The organism is Novosphingobium organovorum (genome assembly GCF_022832435.1).
GTDB lineage: Bacteria > Pseudomonadota > Alphaproteobacteria > Sphingomonadales > Sphingomonadaceae > Novosphingobium > Novosphingobium organovorum.
The window spans coordinates 15,160-32,493 of sequence record NZ_JALHLF010000004.1; the positions used below are offsets into that span (position 1 = coordinate 15,160).

At 67.8% G+C, this 17,334-nt stretch carries 13 protein-coding genes; 5 read left to right on the plus strand and 8 right to left on the minus strand.

What is annotated here, in order from left to right; translation table 11 throughout:
* Positions 1-34: 34 nt before the first annotated feature.
* From MTR62_RS02005 to MTR62_RS02020, 4 genes are all read right to left on the minus strand, one after another.
* Positions 35-2,515 carry a ligase-associated DNA damage response DEXH box helicase gene (locus MTR62_RS02005; protein ID WP_327194367.1) on the minus strand — a complete coding sequence of 827 codons (2,481 nt, stop codon included), beginning with the start codon at positions 2,513-2,515 and terminating at the stop codon, positions 35-37.
* 191 nt (positions 2,516-2,706) lie between these two features.
* Complete coding sequence (locus MTR62_RS02010) at positions 2,707-4,206, minus strand: phosphomannomutase/phosphoglucomutase (RefSeq protein ID WP_244016605.1); 1,500 nt, start codon at positions 4,204-4,206, stop codon at positions 2,707-2,709.
* Positions 4,207-4,544: 338 nt separating this feature from the next.
* On the minus strand, positions 4,545-4,853 hold the full coding sequence (locus tag MTR62_RS02015) for a molecular chaperone DnaJ (RefSeq protein WP_244016607.1): 309 nt from the start codon (positions 4,851-4,853) through the stop codon (positions 4,545-4,547).
* On the minus strand, positions 4,850-5,662 hold the full coding sequence (locus MTR62_RS02020; protein WP_244016608.1) for a division plane positioning ATPase MipZ: 813 nt from the start codon (positions 5,660-5,662) through the stop codon (positions 4,850-4,852). The genes MTR62_RS02015 and MTR62_RS02020 overlap by 4 nt, the downstream gene beginning before the upstream one ends.
* A gap of 225 nt (positions 5,663-5,887) precedes the next feature.
* Between MTR62_RS02020 and panC the strand changes: the two genes are divergently transcribed.
* The 3 genes from panC to pyrC all read left to right on the plus strand — a co-directional run bounded on the left by panC (position 5,888) and on the right by pyrC (position 9,381).
* Positions 5,888-6,748 carry a pantoate--beta-alanine ligase gene (gene panC / locus MTR62_RS02025; protein WP_244016610.1) on the plus strand — a complete coding sequence of 287 codons (861 nt, stop codon included), beginning with the start codon at positions 5,888-5,890 and terminating at the stop codon, positions 6,746-6,748.
* A gap of 237 nt (positions 6,749-6,985) precedes the next feature.
* Entirely contained in the window at positions 6,986-8,278 is a 1,293-nt protein-coding gene (locus MTR62_RS02030) for an aminotransferase class V-fold PLP-dependent enzyme (protein WP_244016611.1), read from the plus strand.
* 65 nt (positions 8,279-8,343) lie between these two features.
* Positions 8,344-9,381 (plus strand): dihydroorotase, encoded by a 1,038-nt coding sequence (gene pyrC / locus MTR62_RS02035; RefSeq protein WP_244016612.1) that lies wholly within the window; start codon positions 8,344-8,346, stop codon positions 9,379-9,381.
* A gap of 98 nt (positions 9,382-9,479) precedes the next feature.
* Here the strand turns inward: pyrC and MTR62_RS02040 are convergent, their stop codons facing one another.
* Complete coding sequence (locus tag MTR62_RS02040; RefSeq protein WP_244016613.1) at positions 9,480-10,175, minus strand: winged helix-turn-helix transcriptional regulator; 696 nt, start codon at positions 10,173-10,175, stop codon at positions 9,480-9,482.
* Between the two features lie 159 nt (positions 10,176-10,334).
* Between MTR62_RS02040 and MTR62_RS02045 the strand changes: the two genes are divergently transcribed.
* Both MTR62_RS02045 and MTR62_RS02050 read left to right on the plus strand, forming a co-directional pair.
* Positions 10,335-10,706 carry a DUF1428 domain-containing protein gene (locus MTR62_RS02045; protein ID WP_244016614.1) on the plus strand — a complete coding sequence of 124 codons (372 nt, stop codon included), beginning with the start codon at positions 10,335-10,337 and terminating at the stop codon, positions 10,704-10,706.
* A 97-nt stretch (positions 10,707-10,803) separates the two neighbouring features.
* On the plus strand, positions 10,804-11,478 hold the full coding sequence (locus MTR62_RS02050) for a dihydrofolate reductase family protein (protein WP_244016616.1): 675 nt from the start codon (positions 10,804-10,806) through the stop codon (positions 11,476-11,478).
* Between the two features lie 37 nt (positions 11,479-11,515).
* Here MTR62_RS02050 and MTR62_RS02055 read toward each other — a convergent pair whose 3' ends face one another.
* The 3 genes from MTR62_RS02055 to MTR62_RS02065 form a co-directional block, all read right to left on the minus strand.
* Positions 11,516-14,257 (minus strand): TonB-dependent receptor, encoded by a 2,742-nt coding sequence (locus tag MTR62_RS02055; protein WP_244016617.1) that lies wholly within the window; start codon positions 14,255-14,257, stop codon positions 11,516-11,518.
* Positions 14,258-14,634: 377 nt separating this feature from the next.
* Positions 14,635-15,630, minus strand: a complete 996-nt coding sequence (locus MTR62_RS02060) for an endonuclease/exonuclease/phosphatase family protein (RefSeq protein ID WP_456152704.1) — start codon at positions 15,628-15,630, stop codon at positions 14,635-14,637.
* 44 nt (positions 15,631-15,674) lie between these two features.
* Positions 15,675-17,207 carry a CehA/McbA family metallohydrolase gene (locus tag MTR62_RS02065; protein ID WP_244016620.1) on the minus strand — a complete coding sequence of 511 codons (1,533 nt, stop codon included), beginning with the start codon at positions 17,205-17,207 and terminating at the stop codon, positions 15,675-15,677.
* Between the last annotated feature and the right edge of the window lie 127 nt (positions 17,208-17,334).

A 17,334-nucleotide genomic window follows, 5' to 3' on the forward strand; every position in this document is an offset into this window, starting at 1 on the left:
CAGCCAACGCGCTACCTCTCTGCCTTCCGTGGCTTCAATCGCCCTCGTCCGGTAGCGGATCGACCCGCATCGCCATCGCGGCAAGGCTCTCGGCCTCGTGCAGCAGGTCCTCGTCCGCCGCCCCCGAAGGCAGGCTCTCGCGCCCGATCATCGAGAGCGCGGGCACTGCGAGCGGGCTGATCCGGTCGAGCCGGACATGATCGACCTCGCGCCCGGCCCGCTCGAGCACGTCGGCCACGCGCGCCACATCGGTCAGGCGCGCGCGCGCATCGGCCCAGGCCGCCTCGATCAGCAGATGGTCAGGCTCGTACTTGCACAGGACATCGTAGATGAGGTCGGTCGAAAAGGTGACCTGCCGCCCCGACTTGCGCTTGCCCGGCTGCTGGCGCTCGACCAGCCCCGAAATTACCGCGACCTCGCGAAAGGCCCGGCGCAGCAGATAGCTGTGCTGCACCCACTCGACGAACTCATGCGTCAGGATGTCGGGCGAGAGCAGGCTGGCAGGCTCCTCCACCGGCTTGAGCCCCCACACGATCAGCGTGTAATCGGTCGCCACGAAGCCCAGCGGGGAAAGCCCGCGCTCCTCCATGCGCCGGGTAATCAGCATCCCAAGCGACTGGTTCGCGTTCCACCCCTCGAAGGTGTAGAACGCGGTGTAGTGCAGGTCCTGGTGGGGAAAGCTCTCGACCAGCAGCCGCCCCGGTCCCGGCAGGTGCGAGCGCCAGTCCTGCACTTCGAGCCACTCGCGCACATCGTCGGGAAAGCGCGCCCAGCCGGCCCGGTCGGCCAGCATCGCGCGCACCCGCCCCGCCAGATGGGTCGAGATCGGCATGCGCTGGCCCATGTAGCTGGGGATCGTGGCCGAGCGGCGCGCCGCGCGCACCACCAGATCCAGATCCTTGAGCGATTCCACTTCGAGGTCGAGCCCGGCAAACCGGAAGGTGTCGCCCGGCTCGAGACTGGCACCGAACGCTTCCTCGACCCGGCCGAGCGAACGGCCGTTGCGAAAGCGCACCTCGAGCATTTCGGAATCGACGATGATCCCCGCGTTCAGGCGGTGGCGCGCGGCGTGTTCGGGATGGGTCAGCCGCCAGCTCCCGTCGCGCTCGCGCACGATGCGGCGAAAACGATCGTAACTGCGCAGCGCATACCCCCCCGTCGCCACGAATTCGAGCACACGCGCCAGTCCGCCCGCATCGATGTGCGCATAAGCGCTGGTCGAGCGCACCTCGTCAAGCAGGCCGGCTTCGGTGAACGGCCCCGCGCAGGCCCGTCCCATGACATGCTGCGCCAGCACGTCGAGCCCGCCCGGCCGGAACCCCTCGCCATCGCGCTGCCCCGCATCGACCGCCTCGCACGCCGCGAAGGCCTCGAGAAACTCGAACCGGTTGCCCGGCACCAGCAGCGCCTCGCTCGGACAGTCGAGCCGGTGGTTGGCCCGTCCGATGCGCTGCAACAGCCGCGAGGAGCCCTTGGGCGCGCCCATCTGCACCACCAGGTCGATATCGCCCCAGTCGATACCCAGGTCGAGGCTGGCCGTGCACACCAGCGCGCGCAATTCGCCACGCGCCATCGCGCCTTCGACCTTGCGCCGCGCTTCCTTCGACAGCGAGCCGTGGTGGATTCCGATCGGCAGCGTGTCCTCGTTCGCGTTCCACAGCGCCTGAAAGATGTATTCGGCAAGGAAGCGCGTGTTGGTGAAGACCAGCGTGGTGCGGTGCGCCGCGATCTGCTCGATCAGCTGCGGGATCGCCCAGGTCGCCGCGTGCCCGCTCCACGGAATACGCTCCTCGCGCGGGAGGAGGATCGATACCTCGGCGGACGCCCCCGCCTCGCCTTCGACCAGCGCCACCCCATCGATGTCCCCCCAGGGCGCCAGCCAGCCACGATAGGCGTCGGGATCGGCCAAGGTCGCGGACAGCGCCGCGCGTTGGAGGCCCGGCGCCAGCGCCTGCAAGCGGCCAAGCGCAAGCGCCAGAAGATCGCCGCGCTTGCCCGTCGCAAAGGCGTGAACCTCGTCGATCACCACCCGGCGCAGCGTTGCGAACAGCGTCTCGGCCTCGGGGTAGGTCAGCAGCAGCGAAAGCGATTCGGGCGTCGTGAGCAGGACATGGGGCGGACGGGCCCGCTGGCGCGCCTTGCGATCGGACGGCGTATCGCCGCTGCGCGTCTCGACCCGGATGGGCAGGCCCATCTCCTCGATCGGGGTCAGCAGGTTGCGCTGGACATCGTGCGCCAGCGCCTTGAGCGGCGAGATATAGAGCGTGTGGAGCCCCTCGGGCACCCGATCGCCAGCGAGGCGCGACGGGGTAAAGGCGGCCAGCGTGGGCAGGAACCCGGCCAGCGTCTTGCCCGCCCCGGTATCGGCGACCAGCAACGCGTGCTCGCCCGCATCCCCCGCCGCCAGCATCCCCAACTGGTGCGCGCGCGGTTTCCAGCCGCGCGCGGCGAACCACGCCGCGATCTCTGCGGGCAGCCGGACCGGCTCTTCGGGCACAGCGGCTGGACTGGTCACGGGCGCTCTCCTTCGCGCAGCCTGGAGCATTTTCCAGTCAGGTGAAATCACCTGACGATTTAGAAAATGCGTCGAGACAAGGGCCTCAAACGGTCTATCCGATGCAATCAGATAGACCGTTTCAGAATTACGGGCAGGCAAGGCCCGCAAGCAACACCGGTTCCCCGATCTGGGCCTGATCGGGTCGGTGTTCAACCGCGCGTCACGCCAGACAGCCGCAATTGCGCATCGATTTCGGCCAGCAGCCGATCGCACCCCGCCTCGCTGGCGGCTTCGGCCCGCGCGGTAAGCATGTCCTGCGTGTTCGACGCGCGCAGCAGCCACCAGCCCTCCTCGCCCGCCACGCGCAGCCCATCGATGGCCACCACCTCGCGCCCGGCCTGCGCCAGACGCGCGCCGATCTCGGCGACCACCGCCAGCCGCCGCTCGGGCGCGACGGGAAAGCGCATCTCGGGCGTCGCGAAAGTCACCGGCAATCGGTCGTGCAGCGCGGCCAGCGACACCCCCGCCCGCGCGACCAGCGCGATCAGGCGTAAGGCGGCGTAGAGGCCGTCGTCGTAGCCGAAATAGCGGTCGGCAAAGAACAGGTGCCCGCTCATCTCGCCGCCCAGCAGCGCACCCGATGCCTTCATTGTGGACTTAATATGCGAATGCCCGCTCGGCGCCATGATCGCCCGGCCGCCCGCCGTTCGCACGGCATCGAAGACCGCCGCCGACATCTTGACGTCGGCGACCACGCCAGCCTCCGGAAAAACCCCGAGAACCTCATCCGCGAAGAGCGCCAGCAACTGATCGGCCCAGAGCACCCGCCCCGCGCCGTCGATCACCCCGATGCGGTCCCCGTCGCCATCGAAGGCCACTCCGAAATCGAGGTTCTTCGCCGCGACGAGCCCCCGCAAATCTGCCAGATTTTCAGCAATGGTGGGATCGGGATGGTGATTGGGAAACCGCCCGTCAACTTCGGAGAAGAGCACATGGTGTTTGCCCGCAAGACCTTCGCACAGCCGCTCGACGATGGGGCCGGCCGCACCGTTGCCCGCATCCCAACCCAGCGCCATTTGCCCCAGAGCGCCCGGCTCGATCCCGTCCAGCGCACCGAGCAGAACGCGGACGTAGGCACCGGCAAGGTCGCGCTCCTCGACCTCGCCCGGCGCGATCGCACCGGACTCGAACGCACTGGACTCGAACGCACTGGGCGCGAACGTCCCGACAGCGCCCGCAGCTTCGGCAAGGTTCGTCGCGATGGCTTCATCGCACGCGGCACCCCCCGGATACGGCTGCGTGCAGAGCCGGTTGAGCGCCTCGCCAAAGAGCGCTCGTCCCCGCAGTACTATCTTGAAGCCGTTATCATCGGCGGGATTGTGGCTGCCAGTTACCTGAATGCCGCCTTCCACTTCCTCCAGTGAGGCTTCGGCGAAATAGAGCATCGGGCTTGGTCCCAAGCCGATCCGGATCACGTCCACCCCGCCCCGGATCAGCCCGTCGACCAGCGCGGCTTCCAGATCGGGTGAACTGAGCCGTCCGTCGCGGCCGACCACGACGCGCGGACGGGCCTCTGATGGCCACGATGCCGCTGATGGCCCCCAAGGCGTCGCGCCCCGAACAAGCGCGGCAAAGCGCAGCCCCAGCGCATAAGCATCGGCGGGAAAGAGAGTTCTGCCGAAGGTCCCGCGCAGATCGTATTCGCGCACGATCGCCGGGTTGATCCTTGCCCGATCCCCTGTCTCCGCAGCGCTTTCACGAACGCAACCGGCTCGCAAGGCGCCCGTTGCTGGGATAGGCGTTGCTGGGATAGGCGTTGCTGGGATAGGCGTTGCCGGCATAGCGAGGGCAGGATCGGCGGCCACATCATCCGGCGGAGGCGGCGTACTGGCCCGGACAGGCCCTGCCCCCGGCGCCAGGCCATCACCCTGGGGAGGGCTGGCCGGTTGGACAGAAGGGGTTGGCGTCGCGGGCGGGTGCGAAGCCAAGACGGGCGCGCGTGCCGCCGCGCTTGCCGACTGCGGGTCCCGCGGCGCGGCGCCCATGGTCAGCTCCCGTCGCGCCCGAGCGCGGCGAGCAGCGTATCACGCGCGGCGTTGGCGGCATGGACCTGCTCGCTGCTGCCCCCACGATCAGGATGGACCGCCGCGAGATGGCGGCGATGCGCCTCGAGGATCTCCTTGCGCCCCGCCCCGCTCGCCACGCCCAGCAGCGCGCGCGCCTCGACTTCGGCGAAGGACGCGCGCGGTTTGGGTTTGTCGGGCCACGAACTGATCCCCAGCGACTGCCAGGGCCAGCGGCCAAAGCCCATGCGCCAGGCGATCGCCGCCAGCACCAGGATCCAGAGCAGCTTCACCGGCTTGGCGCCATCGCCAGATCGGCATCGCGCGGCTGCGGGCGCGGCAGGTTGAGCCCCTTGACCAGCCCGCGCAGTTCCTGCCGGGCGATCAGATGGCTCGTCCCCAGTTCCCCCAGGTGCCCCTTGTCGAGCAGGGTCAGCCCGGCGGGAAACAGCTCGCGGAAGATCACGCGCTCGGACAGGCCGCCCGAGATACGAAAGCCCACGCGCCGCGAAAGCTCCTGCAAGGCGCCGTCCATGCGCCGCATGTTGCGCGCCTCGACGTGCTGCATACGGTTGCGTACGACCACCCAGTCCAGTTCGCTGCGCCCGTTCTCGTTGAACTTGAGCCCACGCTTCTTGCGCGCCTCCCAAATGACTTCGGCGTAGAACGAGAGCTTCTTCACCTTGAACGTCTCGTTCTCGACCTGGCCGATGAGATCGAAGTCGATGAAACTGTCGTTGAGCGGGGTGACCAGCGTGTCCGCGGTGCCCGCGACGTGGCGCGCGAAGGCATCGTCACGGCCGGGGGTATCGAAGATCAGGAAATCGTAGCCATGCGCGATCTGTTCGGCCAGATCGTCCAGCTCGTTGATGTCATCGCCATCGTAGACCGCGAAGCGCGCGCCGGGCAGCGCGATGCCGCGCCGCTGCTCCGTCTCCACCCGGTTCTCCAGGTAGCGGTACAGCGTGCGCTGACGCGGGTCGAGATCGATCGCCGCCACGTTGGCGCCCTGATAGGCCAGGGCAATGGCGACGTGAACGGCGGTGGTGGATTTTCCGGTGCCGCCCTTTTCGTTGGCGAAGACGATACGATGCGCTGTCACAGGTCCTGAGTTCGCTCTTCCTAGTGGCGCCCGACAGACGTGCCGCCGCGCACCGATCCCCTTGAATTTCAAGTATTCCAAGTCATCATCAAGCACCGCCAGGGCGGCCCCCGAGCCCGCAACGCGCGCTCAAATCCATTGCCGGGACGTCGATGCCCCCGCTAAGGGACGGCATCGCACGTCCGGCCGTGGACGAAAAGCATCTTATCGGAGCAGCCCCCGCCAATGCAAACCGTCAGCGCCCTTGATCCACTGCGCCGTGCCCTGAAGGCCTTGCGCGAGCCGGGCGGCACGCGCGTCGCGCTCGTGCCGACCATGGGCGCCTTGCATGAAGGCCATCTGACACTCGTGCGCGAGGCGCGTGCGCGGGCCGAGGTCGTCGCCGTGTCGATCTTCGTCAACCCGCTGCAATTCGGTGCGAACGAGGATCTCGACGCTTACCCCCGCGTGGTCGACCGCGACACCCGCCTGCTCGAGGCCGAAGGGGTCGACCTGCTCTGGGCGCCAAGCGTTTCGGCGATGTACCCCCAAGGCTTTGCCACCACGATCCGCGTCGCGGGGGTAAGCGAGGGGCTGTGCGGTGGTGCACGGCCTGGCCATTTCGACGGCGTGGCAACGGTGGTGGCCAAGCTGTTCAACCAGGTCCAGCCCGACATGGCCTTCTTCGGCGAGAAGGACTGGCAGCAGCTTGCGGTGATCCGGCGCATGGCCCACGACCTCGACCTGCTGCGCCCCCACGTCACCCAGATCCACGGCGTGCCGATCGTGCGCGAGGCGGACGGGCTCGCGATGTCCTCACGCAACGCCTATCTCACCGCCGACGAACGCGCCCGTGCCGCCGCACTGCCCGCCGCCATGCAGGCCGCCTCCGCGCGCATCGAACAGGGCGAGCCGGTCCCCGCCGCGCTGGCCGACCTCACCACCGCGCTGCACCGCGCCGGGTTCGCCTCGGTCGATTATGCCGAACTGCGCGATGCCGCCTCGCTCGCCCCGCTTGATGCGCGCATCGCGGCGCCGATGCGCCTGCTCGTCGCAGCCAGGATCGGCCGCACCCGCCTGATCGACAACAGGGCGGTCGCGTTCTAGTGGATTGATTTCGACATTTGCATCCCCTGGCGGCTGGGATGGGTCTGCATATGTCAGAATCGAACCACTAGGGCCACGACAAGCCACCTGCGGCGCGCGGCATGGTGCCGGCGCGTGGACCGGATGGTCGGTAAATGCCGAAGGTCCTGCCTTTTTTCCGCATAATCGTGTCATACCCTTGTCGGCCAAGGCGTGCCATGCTGCGCGCGCCATCGCCCCGACACGGAAAGGACGCGCGTGCCCCTGTCCCGCCGAAGCCTGATCGCCGCAAGCGCCGCACTACCGCTTGCCCCGCGCCTTGAGGCGGCCCCCGGCCCCTCCTCCGCCGCGCCCGACGACGAGACGTTCTGGGCCGCGATCGCCGCGCAGTACGACGTCACGAAGGAGGTGATCCAGCTCGAGAACGGCAACTGGGGCATGATGGCCGAACCGGTGCTGACCGCCTACACCGCGAAGCTGCGCCGGGTGAACCGGGAGACCAGCTACTTCGCACGCCGGGGCCTGTGGCCCGAATTGACCGCGATCCGTGCGAACGTCGCCCAAAGACTCGGCGTCGCGCCCGAGGAGATCGCCTTCACCCGCAACGCGACCGAAGCGCTCAAGGCGCTGCACGGCGGCTACAACCGGCTACGACCGGGTGACGGTGTGCTTTACGCCGATCTCGACTACGACAGCGTCCAGGCCGGGTTCGACTGGCTGGCCGCGCACAGCGGAGCCGACGTCGTGCGCATCGCGCTGCCCGAACCGGCCAGCCACCAGGGGCTGATCGACGCCTACGAGGCCGCGCTCAAGGCGCATCCGCGCGTGCGCCTGATGCTGCTCACCCACCTCAGCCACCGCACCGGGCTGGTCCAGCCGGTGCGCGAAATTGCCGCGATGGCCCGCGCTCGCGGGGTCGACGTGATCCTCGATGCGGCGCACAGCTGGGGGCAGATTCCGCTTTCGCTGCCCGAACTCGGCGTCGATTTCGCCGGGTTCAACCTGCACAAGTGGATCGGTGCGCCGCTGGGCGTGGGGCTGGTCTATATCCGCAAGGGCTGCGAAGGCGCGATCGACACCGACATGGACAATCCCCTTCCCGGCCCCGGCGAAACCGCGCCGGCCGGCGCTGCGGCGCGGGTCCACACCGGCACGCTCGATTACGCCGCGCAGCTCAGTGTGCCGGACGCCTTCGCCTTTCTCGACCGGGTCGGACCGCAGGCGCTGCGCAGCGCGCGCCTAGCCCACTTACGCAACGCCTGGGCCGAAGACTTGCGCGATCTTCCCGGTCTGGAAGTGCTCACCCCGCCCGATCCGCGCCTCCACGGCGGCATTACCGCGTTTCGCATCGCCGGGTGCACCAGCGCGGCGGACAACACGCGGATCGCGCGGCGCCTGCTCGAGGAGCACCGTGTGTTCACCGTCATGCGCGATGGGGTCGCGGGCGGGGCCTGCGTGCGCGTCTCGCCCGCGCTGTTCACCTCGGCGCGCGACGTGGCCGCGCTCGGCACCGCGCTCAGGGCGCTCGCCCCCGAACTGCGGCGCGGGTGAGGCGGCGTCAAATTTTTTGCCCCGCGGCCATCGACGCCCCGCGATCGGCGCGATAGGGCACGGGCATGACTCAGCAGATCACCATCCGCCGCCCGGACGACTGGCACCTTCACTTTCGCGACGGCGAAATGATGGAAGCGGTGGTGGGCTATACCGCCCGCCAGTTCGCGCGCGCCATCGTCATGCCCAACCTGACCCCGCCGGTGACCACCGTCGCCGCCGCACAGGGCTACCGCGAGCGCATCCTCGCTGCGGTGCCCGCCGGGCTGGACTTCACCCCGCTGATGACCTGCTACCTGACCGACGGGGCCGATCCGGCCGAGATCGAGCGCGGCTTTGCGCAAGGCGTGTTCACCGCCTGCAAGCTCTACCCCGCGCACGCCACGACCAATTCCGCCCACGGCGTCACCGACATCCGCGCGCTGACCGGCGTGCTCGAGACGATGCAGCGCATCGGCATGCCACTGCTCATCCACGGTGAAGTCACCGACCGCGAGGTCGATATCTTCGACCGCGAGGCGGTGTTCATCGAACGCACGCTCGCCCCGCTGGTGCGCGACTATCCCGGTCTCAAGATCGTGCTCGAACACATCACCACCGCCGACGCGGTGGACTTCGTGGAAGCCAGCGGCCCGCTGATCGCCGCGACCATCACCCCCCAGCACATGATCATCAACCGCAACGCGATCTTCGATGGCGGCATCCGCCCGCACGCCTATTGCCTGCCGATCGCCAAGCGCGAACAGCACCGCCTCGCGGTGCGCAAGGCGGGCGTTTCGGGCTCGCCCAAGTTCTTCCTCGGCACCGACAGCGCGCCCCACGTGATCGGTCGCAAGGAAGCCGCCTGCGGCTGCGCGGGCATCTTCAACGCGCCTTATGCGCTGGAAAGCTATGTCCAGGTGTTCGACGAGGAAGGCGCGCTCGACCGGTTCGAGGCTTTTGCCTCGATCAACGGCCCCACGTTCTACGGCCTGCCGCTCAACGAAGGCACGGTCACGCTCGAACGCGAAGACGAGACGGTTCCCGAGACGATCACCGCGGGCGATCTGGCCATCGTGCCCTTCCACGCGGGCGAAACGCTGCGCTGGCGCCTCGCCCGCTGACAGCCCACGCGGACCTGCTGCGCCAATCGGCGCGGGTCCCAAGAATAGAAGGCGCCCGCAGCCGACAACGGCTGCGGGCGCCATTCTTTTTGCCCGCTTCAGGCAAGCGGCGGCGGGAGCCGGAACAGCGCGAGAAAACGCTGCGCCAGCGCGCGCTCGCCAGTGATCGAAACCCCCGCCTTGCGCTTGAGTTCAGCCCAGGGCACCCCGGCGTAGATCCCGGCAGCCAGCGCCGAAGCGTTCGGTGCGGCAAGAACCACATCGGCGCCCTCGGCATCGCCGCGCACGATCGCCAGGTCACCGGGCTCAGGCGTCGCCACGAAACGATCCTCGCCGATGACGAAGCCGATCCGCCCTGCCACCTCGCCCAGCCCCGCGCGATCGACCATGGCGCGCAGCGAAAGCATGAGCGAGACCGGCGAAAGCGGCAGCGTGGGATCGTGCGCGCGCGAGAGCGCGGCCCAGCGCCCGGCCGCCTGGATCAGCGGCTCGGCGGCGGCGCCCCACGCGGTCAGTTCGTAGACTTGCGCCTTGCCCGGCGGCGGCAACTGGCGTCGGGCCAGAATTCCGGCCGCCTCCAGCCCTTCGAGCCGCTCGGTCAGGATGCGCGCGCTGATCCCCGGCAGGCTGGCGCGCAGATCGGTAAAGCGCCGCGCGCCGAGCATCAGCTCGCGCACGATGAGCAGCGCCCAGCGCTCTCCGAGCAGTTCCATCGCGAAAGCCGCCCCGCAGGCATCGCCATACCAGCGTCCGTGGCGCGGCGGGGAAGCCTTTGTTCTCTTTGGTAACGTCATTGTTGTTTTTAGTAACGAGAAATGGCACACTCGGCAAGACCGGAGTCGCGGCCTTGGGCAAGCGCCAATGTCTTGTCCAAGGCTGCCTGTTCGTCACCCGTGCGGCAATTTCGTCCCCCGTGCGACAACGCCCCGACTCCCAATCAGGAGCCCCGAGCCATGTACGTTCAAGGATTCCTCGTCCCCGTCCCCTCCGACAGCAAGGAGGCCTACCGCACGGTCGCCGAAAAGTTCTGGGCGATCGCGCGCGACTACGGCTGCCAGCGCCAGGTCGAAACCTGGGAGGCCGACGTGAAGGACGGCCAGTACACCGACTTTCGCAAGGCCGTAGACCTCCAGCCGGGGGAGAAAGTGGTGTTCAGCTGGATGATCTGGCCCGACAGGGCAACCGCCGACGAGGCCCGCACCGGCATGATGGCCGATCCCCGCATGAAGACCGAATTCGGCCCGCCCGACGGCAGCGCCATGCCCTTTGACGGCAAACGCATGGTCATCGGTGGGTTCGACCTCCTGTTCGACACGCAGGCCTGAACCATGACCCCTCAAGCGCTGACCACACTCGTGTGGTGCGATCGCGACGGCGAGACGGCCGCCGCGTTTTACGCCGCACGCCGGGGAGCCTGAGCCCATGGCGCGCACGATCCGGGGCGCCGCGTTCGTCTCGCTCGACGGGGTGATGCAGGCGCCGGGCGGTCCGGGCGAGGATACGCAAGGCGGCTTTACGCAAGGCGGCTGGGTGTTCAGGATCGGCGATCCGGGCATCGAGGAAACGCTGGGGCGGCTGTTCGGCCAGCCCTTCGATCTTCTGCTGGGACGGCGCACCTACGATATCTTCGCCGCTTACTGGCCTTACGTCACGGGCGAAGCCAAGGCGCTGGGGACCGCGTTCGACCGCGCCAGCAAGTACGTCCTGACCCACGCCACGCATCGCCTCGAATGGGAAAACAGCCACGCTCTGGCGGGGATCGCGGACGTCGCGCGGATCAAGGCCGGGGCAGGTCCCGACATCGTCATCCAGGGATCGAGCACACTCTACCCGCCGCTCCTGGCGGCAGGGCTGATCGACGAGCTGATCGTGATGACCTATCCGCTCATGCTCGGGCGCGGCAAGCGCCTGCTGGGCGAAGGAACGCCGGTCGGCCGGCTCGACATGACCGATCACCAGGTGACCGCGAAGGGCACGGTGATCGCGACCTATCGCCCCGCTGGCGGGTTGCCGCCCTACCCCGCCGACGCGCCGCCGCCTTCGACCAGCGCGCGCGAAGAGCAGCGCCAGAAGCGCCTGCGCGAGGGCCGCTGGTAGCCGCCCCCGCACAGACTTCCGCTCGCGCGGACTTCGATCACATGCGCATGCTGGCGTTGAGCATGTAGGTGCGGCCCACTTCGAGGTAGCCCCCCTTGCGATCGACCGAGAGCAGCCCGGTCCCGCTGCCCGCCGTCGCCCAGTAGGTGTGCGCGTTGAACAGGTTGGAAATCGAGCCACCCACCGTCAGGCGATCGGTGACGGCGTAGCTCGCCGCGAAGTTGGCGTTGCCCACCGGCTGGATATAGGTGTCCGGCTGGGTTGAGCGCAGGTCGTAAAGCTTCTTGCCCTGGTACGAATAATCAAGGTTCGCGCTGACCGGACCGTGCAGGTAGAACAGGCCGAGGTTGAACATGAGGTCGGGCGCCTGCGGCAGCGAGCGATCGCGCTGTTCGCCCGCCACCGTCACCGTGGCGTGGGTGCGCTGCAAGGTCACGTTGCCGTTGATCCCGAGGCCATCGGCCACGCTGCCTTCGAGGCCCTTGAGGGCGTAGCGCCCGGCCAGCTCGATGCCCACCGCATGGCCCGTCGCCGAGGTATCGACGGTCGAGACCTCGACCCCCTCGCTCGAGGTGGAATCGGTGCTCCACACGTTCCAGTCGCCGCTCGCGTCGGTCGTCCCGGTCGAGAACATGACGTGGGTCAGGTCCTTGTAGTAAACCGCGACCGAGAACATGTCCGCGCCCGAACCCTTGAATTCGGCCGAGGCATCGACGTTCCACGAGGTCGTCGCCTTGGCATCGGGATTGGGCTGGAAGACGTAGGCGAGATTGCCGTCCTCGTCGTAGCTGCGCTGCGTGGCGCCGAGCAGCAGGTCGAGCGCGGGGCGGGTGTAGCTCTTGCGCACCGAGAACCGGTAGACGCTGTCCGCGTTCGGCCGCCAGGTCGCGATCACCGAGGGCAGCAGCATGTCGTAGCTGCGCGAGGAGCTGTCCGCTTCGAGCGCCGAGTTGCCGTCGGCGTCCTCGACGTAGGAGTAGTAATACCCCGCGAACTGGTTGTGCTCGAGCCTGAGGCCCGGCGTCACCTTCACCTCGCCCAGCTCCAGGTTGGCCATGACATAGCCCGAGAAGCGCCGCTCGACCGCGCGCAGGCGATCTTCGGTCAGGTAGTCGGCATCGACGCTGTCCGACAGCGAGAGCGAATAGGTCTTGGCGAGGTTTTCGAGATAGTTCTCGTTGATGAGGAAGACCGGAATCTGGTTCGCCCCGCCCAGGATGCTCGACAGCCAGGTGCCCGGCACCTGATCGAGGGTGGTGCCCTCGCCATCGGCGAAATCGTATTCGAGCGCGCTGTCGCTCGACAGGTCGTTGTGGAAGTGGACCGAGGATTCGGCCTTGGCGCCCGCGCTCACGCTCAGCGCGTCATTGACCTGCCAGTCGGCATCGAACTGGCCTTCCCAGCGCGATTCCCAGGTCTTGGACCACTGCGCGGTGATGTACTTCTGGTTGTAGTTGGCCGCATCGCTGAAATAGGACAGCGCGTCGTCCGACAGCACGACCTGCGGGGCCTTGGAGTTGGTCTGGGTGGTGATCAGGCGGGTGTCGTCCGTGTCGTAGGCATCGGTCTGCCACTTGGCCTGAAGGCGCAGCGGATAGGTCTGCGTGCCCTTCGAATAGGCGGCGTGATACGTCATCGTCACGTCGCCGGCCTTGGTCTCGCCGCCCAGTTTGCTCGAGAACAGCGTCTGGACCGAGTGTTCGGTGCGCGCGTAATAGCTGGCGCCCGGACCGTAGATCTCCAGATCGCCGTTGTCGTCATAGGACACGTCGTTGATCTGGCGGACTGCCATCTGGTCCGAATAGCTCTTCAGGCGGTATTCGCCGTAGGTATTCTGCCAATAGAGGTGGGTGCTCTCATCGAGATTCCAGTCGAAGTTGAGCGCGCCGCCCCAGCGTTCGATCTTGCTGCGGTAGGCAACCCATTCGACACCCCGGCCGGTGATCGCATCGAGGTTGTCGCGCACGTCGCCCTCGGTGTTCTCGTTCGACAGGACGTAGTCCTTGTGGATCGCGGTCGATTCGGCGAACACCGATTTCTTGCCGTAGTAGGCCGAAGCGAACACCCCGAAATCGCCCGAGCGCTGCGCGGTCTCGATCTGCACGTCGCCGCCGAAGGGCGCCTGGTCCTGCTTGACCGCACGGCCCGCCAGCTGTCCCTGGGCGCGGATCTGGACGTAGTTCTCGGGCGCGTCGAAGGCGCTCATCATGCGCAGGTCGACGATGCCCGCGATCGCATCGCCATCCTGCGCAGCGTTGGGCGCCTTGTCGATGCGTACTTGCGAGACGGCGAAGGGCGAAAGCAGGTTCATCGAGATCGCGCGCGTGCTGGCATCGGTCTGCGCCATGCGCACGCCGTTGAGCTCATAGGCGTTGTACGAATTGTCGAACCCGCGGATCGAAAGATACTGCGCCTCGCCCGTGGCGCCGGCCTGGCGCGACATGTCGACCGAGGAATTGAGGCCGGGCAGCTTGGCCAGAAGATCGGCCAGGTTCTGCTGGGGCTGTGCGCGCAGCTCCTCGCCCGAAACGATGGTGGTCAGCGAAGACGCGTTGATCGCATCGCTCTGCGCGGAGGCAATCGCGTCCTGGCGCTCGCCGTTGACGGTGATGGTGTCGCTCGAATCGCGCCGCGCCGCAGCATCCGCATCGTCGAAGGCCGCCGTGTCGGCCACGCCCCCGGCAGCGGCATCGCGGGCGAGGGCAGGATGCGCGAGAACGATCGACAGCAAGGAGCAGCCCAGCATCATCGATGCGGGCCTTGCACGAAGCAAAGACATGGATTGGACCCCGAATTATGAAGATTATGGTGCGTTGCCGCGGCGCCCCGCTAGTGCGCCCAAATTACAGATTGAAGTCATCCGGGCCCGGATTGTCCAAATGTCGGACAAAATTTGCCTCACACCCCCAAAAATTCACATTTTTATCAATTACGACAAATACTTGACGCTTAAATGAACAAATCAAAACACCACCCGTTCGGCGCTACGAGAGGCGACCGGTGATGCCGATTCGCGCGCCCAATGCCCGGCGCCGCGGTCCGCCCTGCGGCCCCGGCTGGAGCGGTCGATCCGATTGCATCGGATCGACCGCTTTATATCTTTGTTTTTGCGCATTTTTTGAACCGTCAGGTGATTCTACCTGACTGGAAAATGCTCTAAGGGACCGTTGCATCCCTCCCGCTTGCGGAAGGGGGGGTCAGATATCCCGCACATATTGCAGCGGATTGACCGGTTCGCCACCGTGGCGCAGCTCGACCATCACGCGCGGCGCGNGCCGATGCCGCCCCGGCCGGTGCCAGCGCGCCCGGCGATGCGGGCGATGGAGACGCGGGCCAGGCCAACCGGGCGACCATCGGATAGTGATCGGACGGATAGTGTCCGCCATACCGGGCGTGCGGACTGTGAACCCCCACTACCCGCATCCCCCGCTCGAGCACCCAGTCGATCCGCGCCTCGGCCGGGACTGGCGCGAAGCCATGATAACCCGGCGCTGGGCCGCGTCGGCCAGGCGCCGCGGTCCAGGTGTCGGTGAGACTCTGGGTCAGCCGCGCGTGCGCCGCGCTGTCCGGCCCGGTGTTGAAGTCCCCGGTCAGGATCACCGGTATCGGCGCGGGCCGCGCGTCGATCCAGCGCGCCACCAGCTGCGCCGCCTTGGTGCGGGCGGCGGTATCCGCTTCGCGATAGGGAAAATGGGTGTTCACGAGATAGAACCGGCGTCCCTTGTCCTTCCCCCGACGCACCGCGAACAGGCCCCAGGTCACCATGCGCGGCAGCGGCTGCCCCCAGGTGATGCTGCCCACCACCTCGGGCGTGTCGGACAGCCAGAACTGCCCTTGCTCGACCAGTTCGAACCGGTCCTGCCGGTAGAACACGCCCATGTGCTCGTCGGCGTGGCCGCCGCGCCGGTCGGTGCCAAACCAGCGATACTGCGGCAACGCGGCGACGATGGCATCGCCCTGGCGCTGAAACAGTTCCTGCGTGCCCATGATGTCGGGCGCCGCCTTGCGGATCGCCGCGATGGTCGCCCCCTGCCGCTTCTCCCACACGTCGGGCCCGTCGTCGGGATTGGGGTAGCGCACGTTGAAACTCATGACCACGAGATCGCGCGCGGCCACGGGCGCCGCGAACCCCATCAGCGCCAGCGCCGCCATGAACGGCGCCAACCGGCGCACCGCCGCGCTCCGTCCGCCGCGCTTCACTGACCCGGCTCCAGATAGATCGGATTGCCGATAAGCAGCCGCGTGCCCGCCGCATCGCGCACGTCGGCGCGCAGCCAGTGCCCCGCCTGCCCCTTGGCAAGATCGCGCGCGGCAAAGGCGAACGACACCCGCGCCCAGCCATCGCCTGCCCCCGCACCGATGGCATCCGCGCCGACCACAGCCCCTGCCCCCAGCGGCAGATGGCGCCCGTCGAGGATCAGGTCGACCCGCGCGCCCGCCAGCCCGCGCACCAGCACCGCGCCCCGAACGGTGTCCTTCGCGCCCAGCCGCAGCGTCCCGCCCATCGCCACGCGCGCGCCGCTGGACGCTTTGGCTTCCAGATCGAGACCATGGTCATGGTGCGCGCCGGTCAGGTCGATGAACACGCGGCCCGCGCGCACCCCGGCAAGGATCGCGGGCTGCGAAAGGTCCGCCGCCTCGACCGCGGTCGCGGGCGTACCGACGGGCGATTGTTCGCCCACCGGCGAGGACCCGGCGTGCCCGTCGACCGGATCGTGGTTGTCGCTCCCGCCGATCCCGGTGAGGTGGTAGCCCCGGTTCAGCAGGCGCTCCCACCACTGCGTGCCCGAACCCTCGCCATCGTCGAAGTGGCCTTTCGCATCGGCCGCGACGCCGCCATTGGCGACCTCGATCGCATCGAGCAGTGAAAAGTCGGTGTCCGGCGCCGACCAGCCGCAACCCAGGCACGCCTCGCCGGTCGGGATCTCGGGATGGTTGATCGAGAGCAGCGCCCCGGTCGGACGCGCGGCGCGGAAGATCGCATTGATGTCGCGCGGACCGGGGGCGCCGAGCCGAAAGTCGACATAGTCGGTCACACCGGTCAGGTTGAAGTGGCCTTGCGCGGTCGTCATCTCGCGGCCGGGAATGACCAGCATCGCATCGAAATAGGCCGCATCGACCGCCAGTTCGGCGTCCTGCGCGGCGACGTTGTGATCGCTTACCGAAACGAAGTCGAGCCCGTGGTCGTAGGCCGCCTCGAGCGTGCGCAGCACCGGGCAGGGCACCGCCTTGCCCGAGGGGCGCGAGCGGCACTTGCCGTCGCTTTGCCCGGTGTGCGTGTGAAAATCGCCAAGGTACCACGCGCGCCCCTGGCGCACCGGCGCATCGTAGAGCGCCTGCGCCGGGGCGCCCCGCTCGAAATGCACGACGAGCCGGTAAGGCGCGGCGACCCCCTTGCGGATGCTCGCGACACGAAGGCTCGCGCGCCATTGCCCGGCGGGCAGCGGCCCCGGCAGATAGGAGGTGGAGGCGAAGGTGCGCGCGATCGTCACCTCGGGCTTGATCGCCCCGCCCCAACCACGCAGGCGCTCGGTGTCGTAGACGCCCAGCACGAGATAAGTGCCCTTGTCCGGATCGTTGCCTTCGAGGCGCAGCGTGATCTTGCTGACGCCTGCGGGCACCGTGAAAGGCAATTCGCGGTAGCTCGCGCGGTCGCTGTCGTGCAGGACCCCGCTCACGATCACGTCATCGAACGCGCCATCTTGCGGCGCATCTTCCGCCCGAGCCATCCCCGGCACCTGCATCACGGCGACCAGCGCCAGTGCGGCCAACTGTCCGGCCAACCGCCGAGGCGGTCGCGACCCTATTCCAAAAGATTGCATAATTTCGTCTCATTTCAAAGAAATGAGAGCTCTA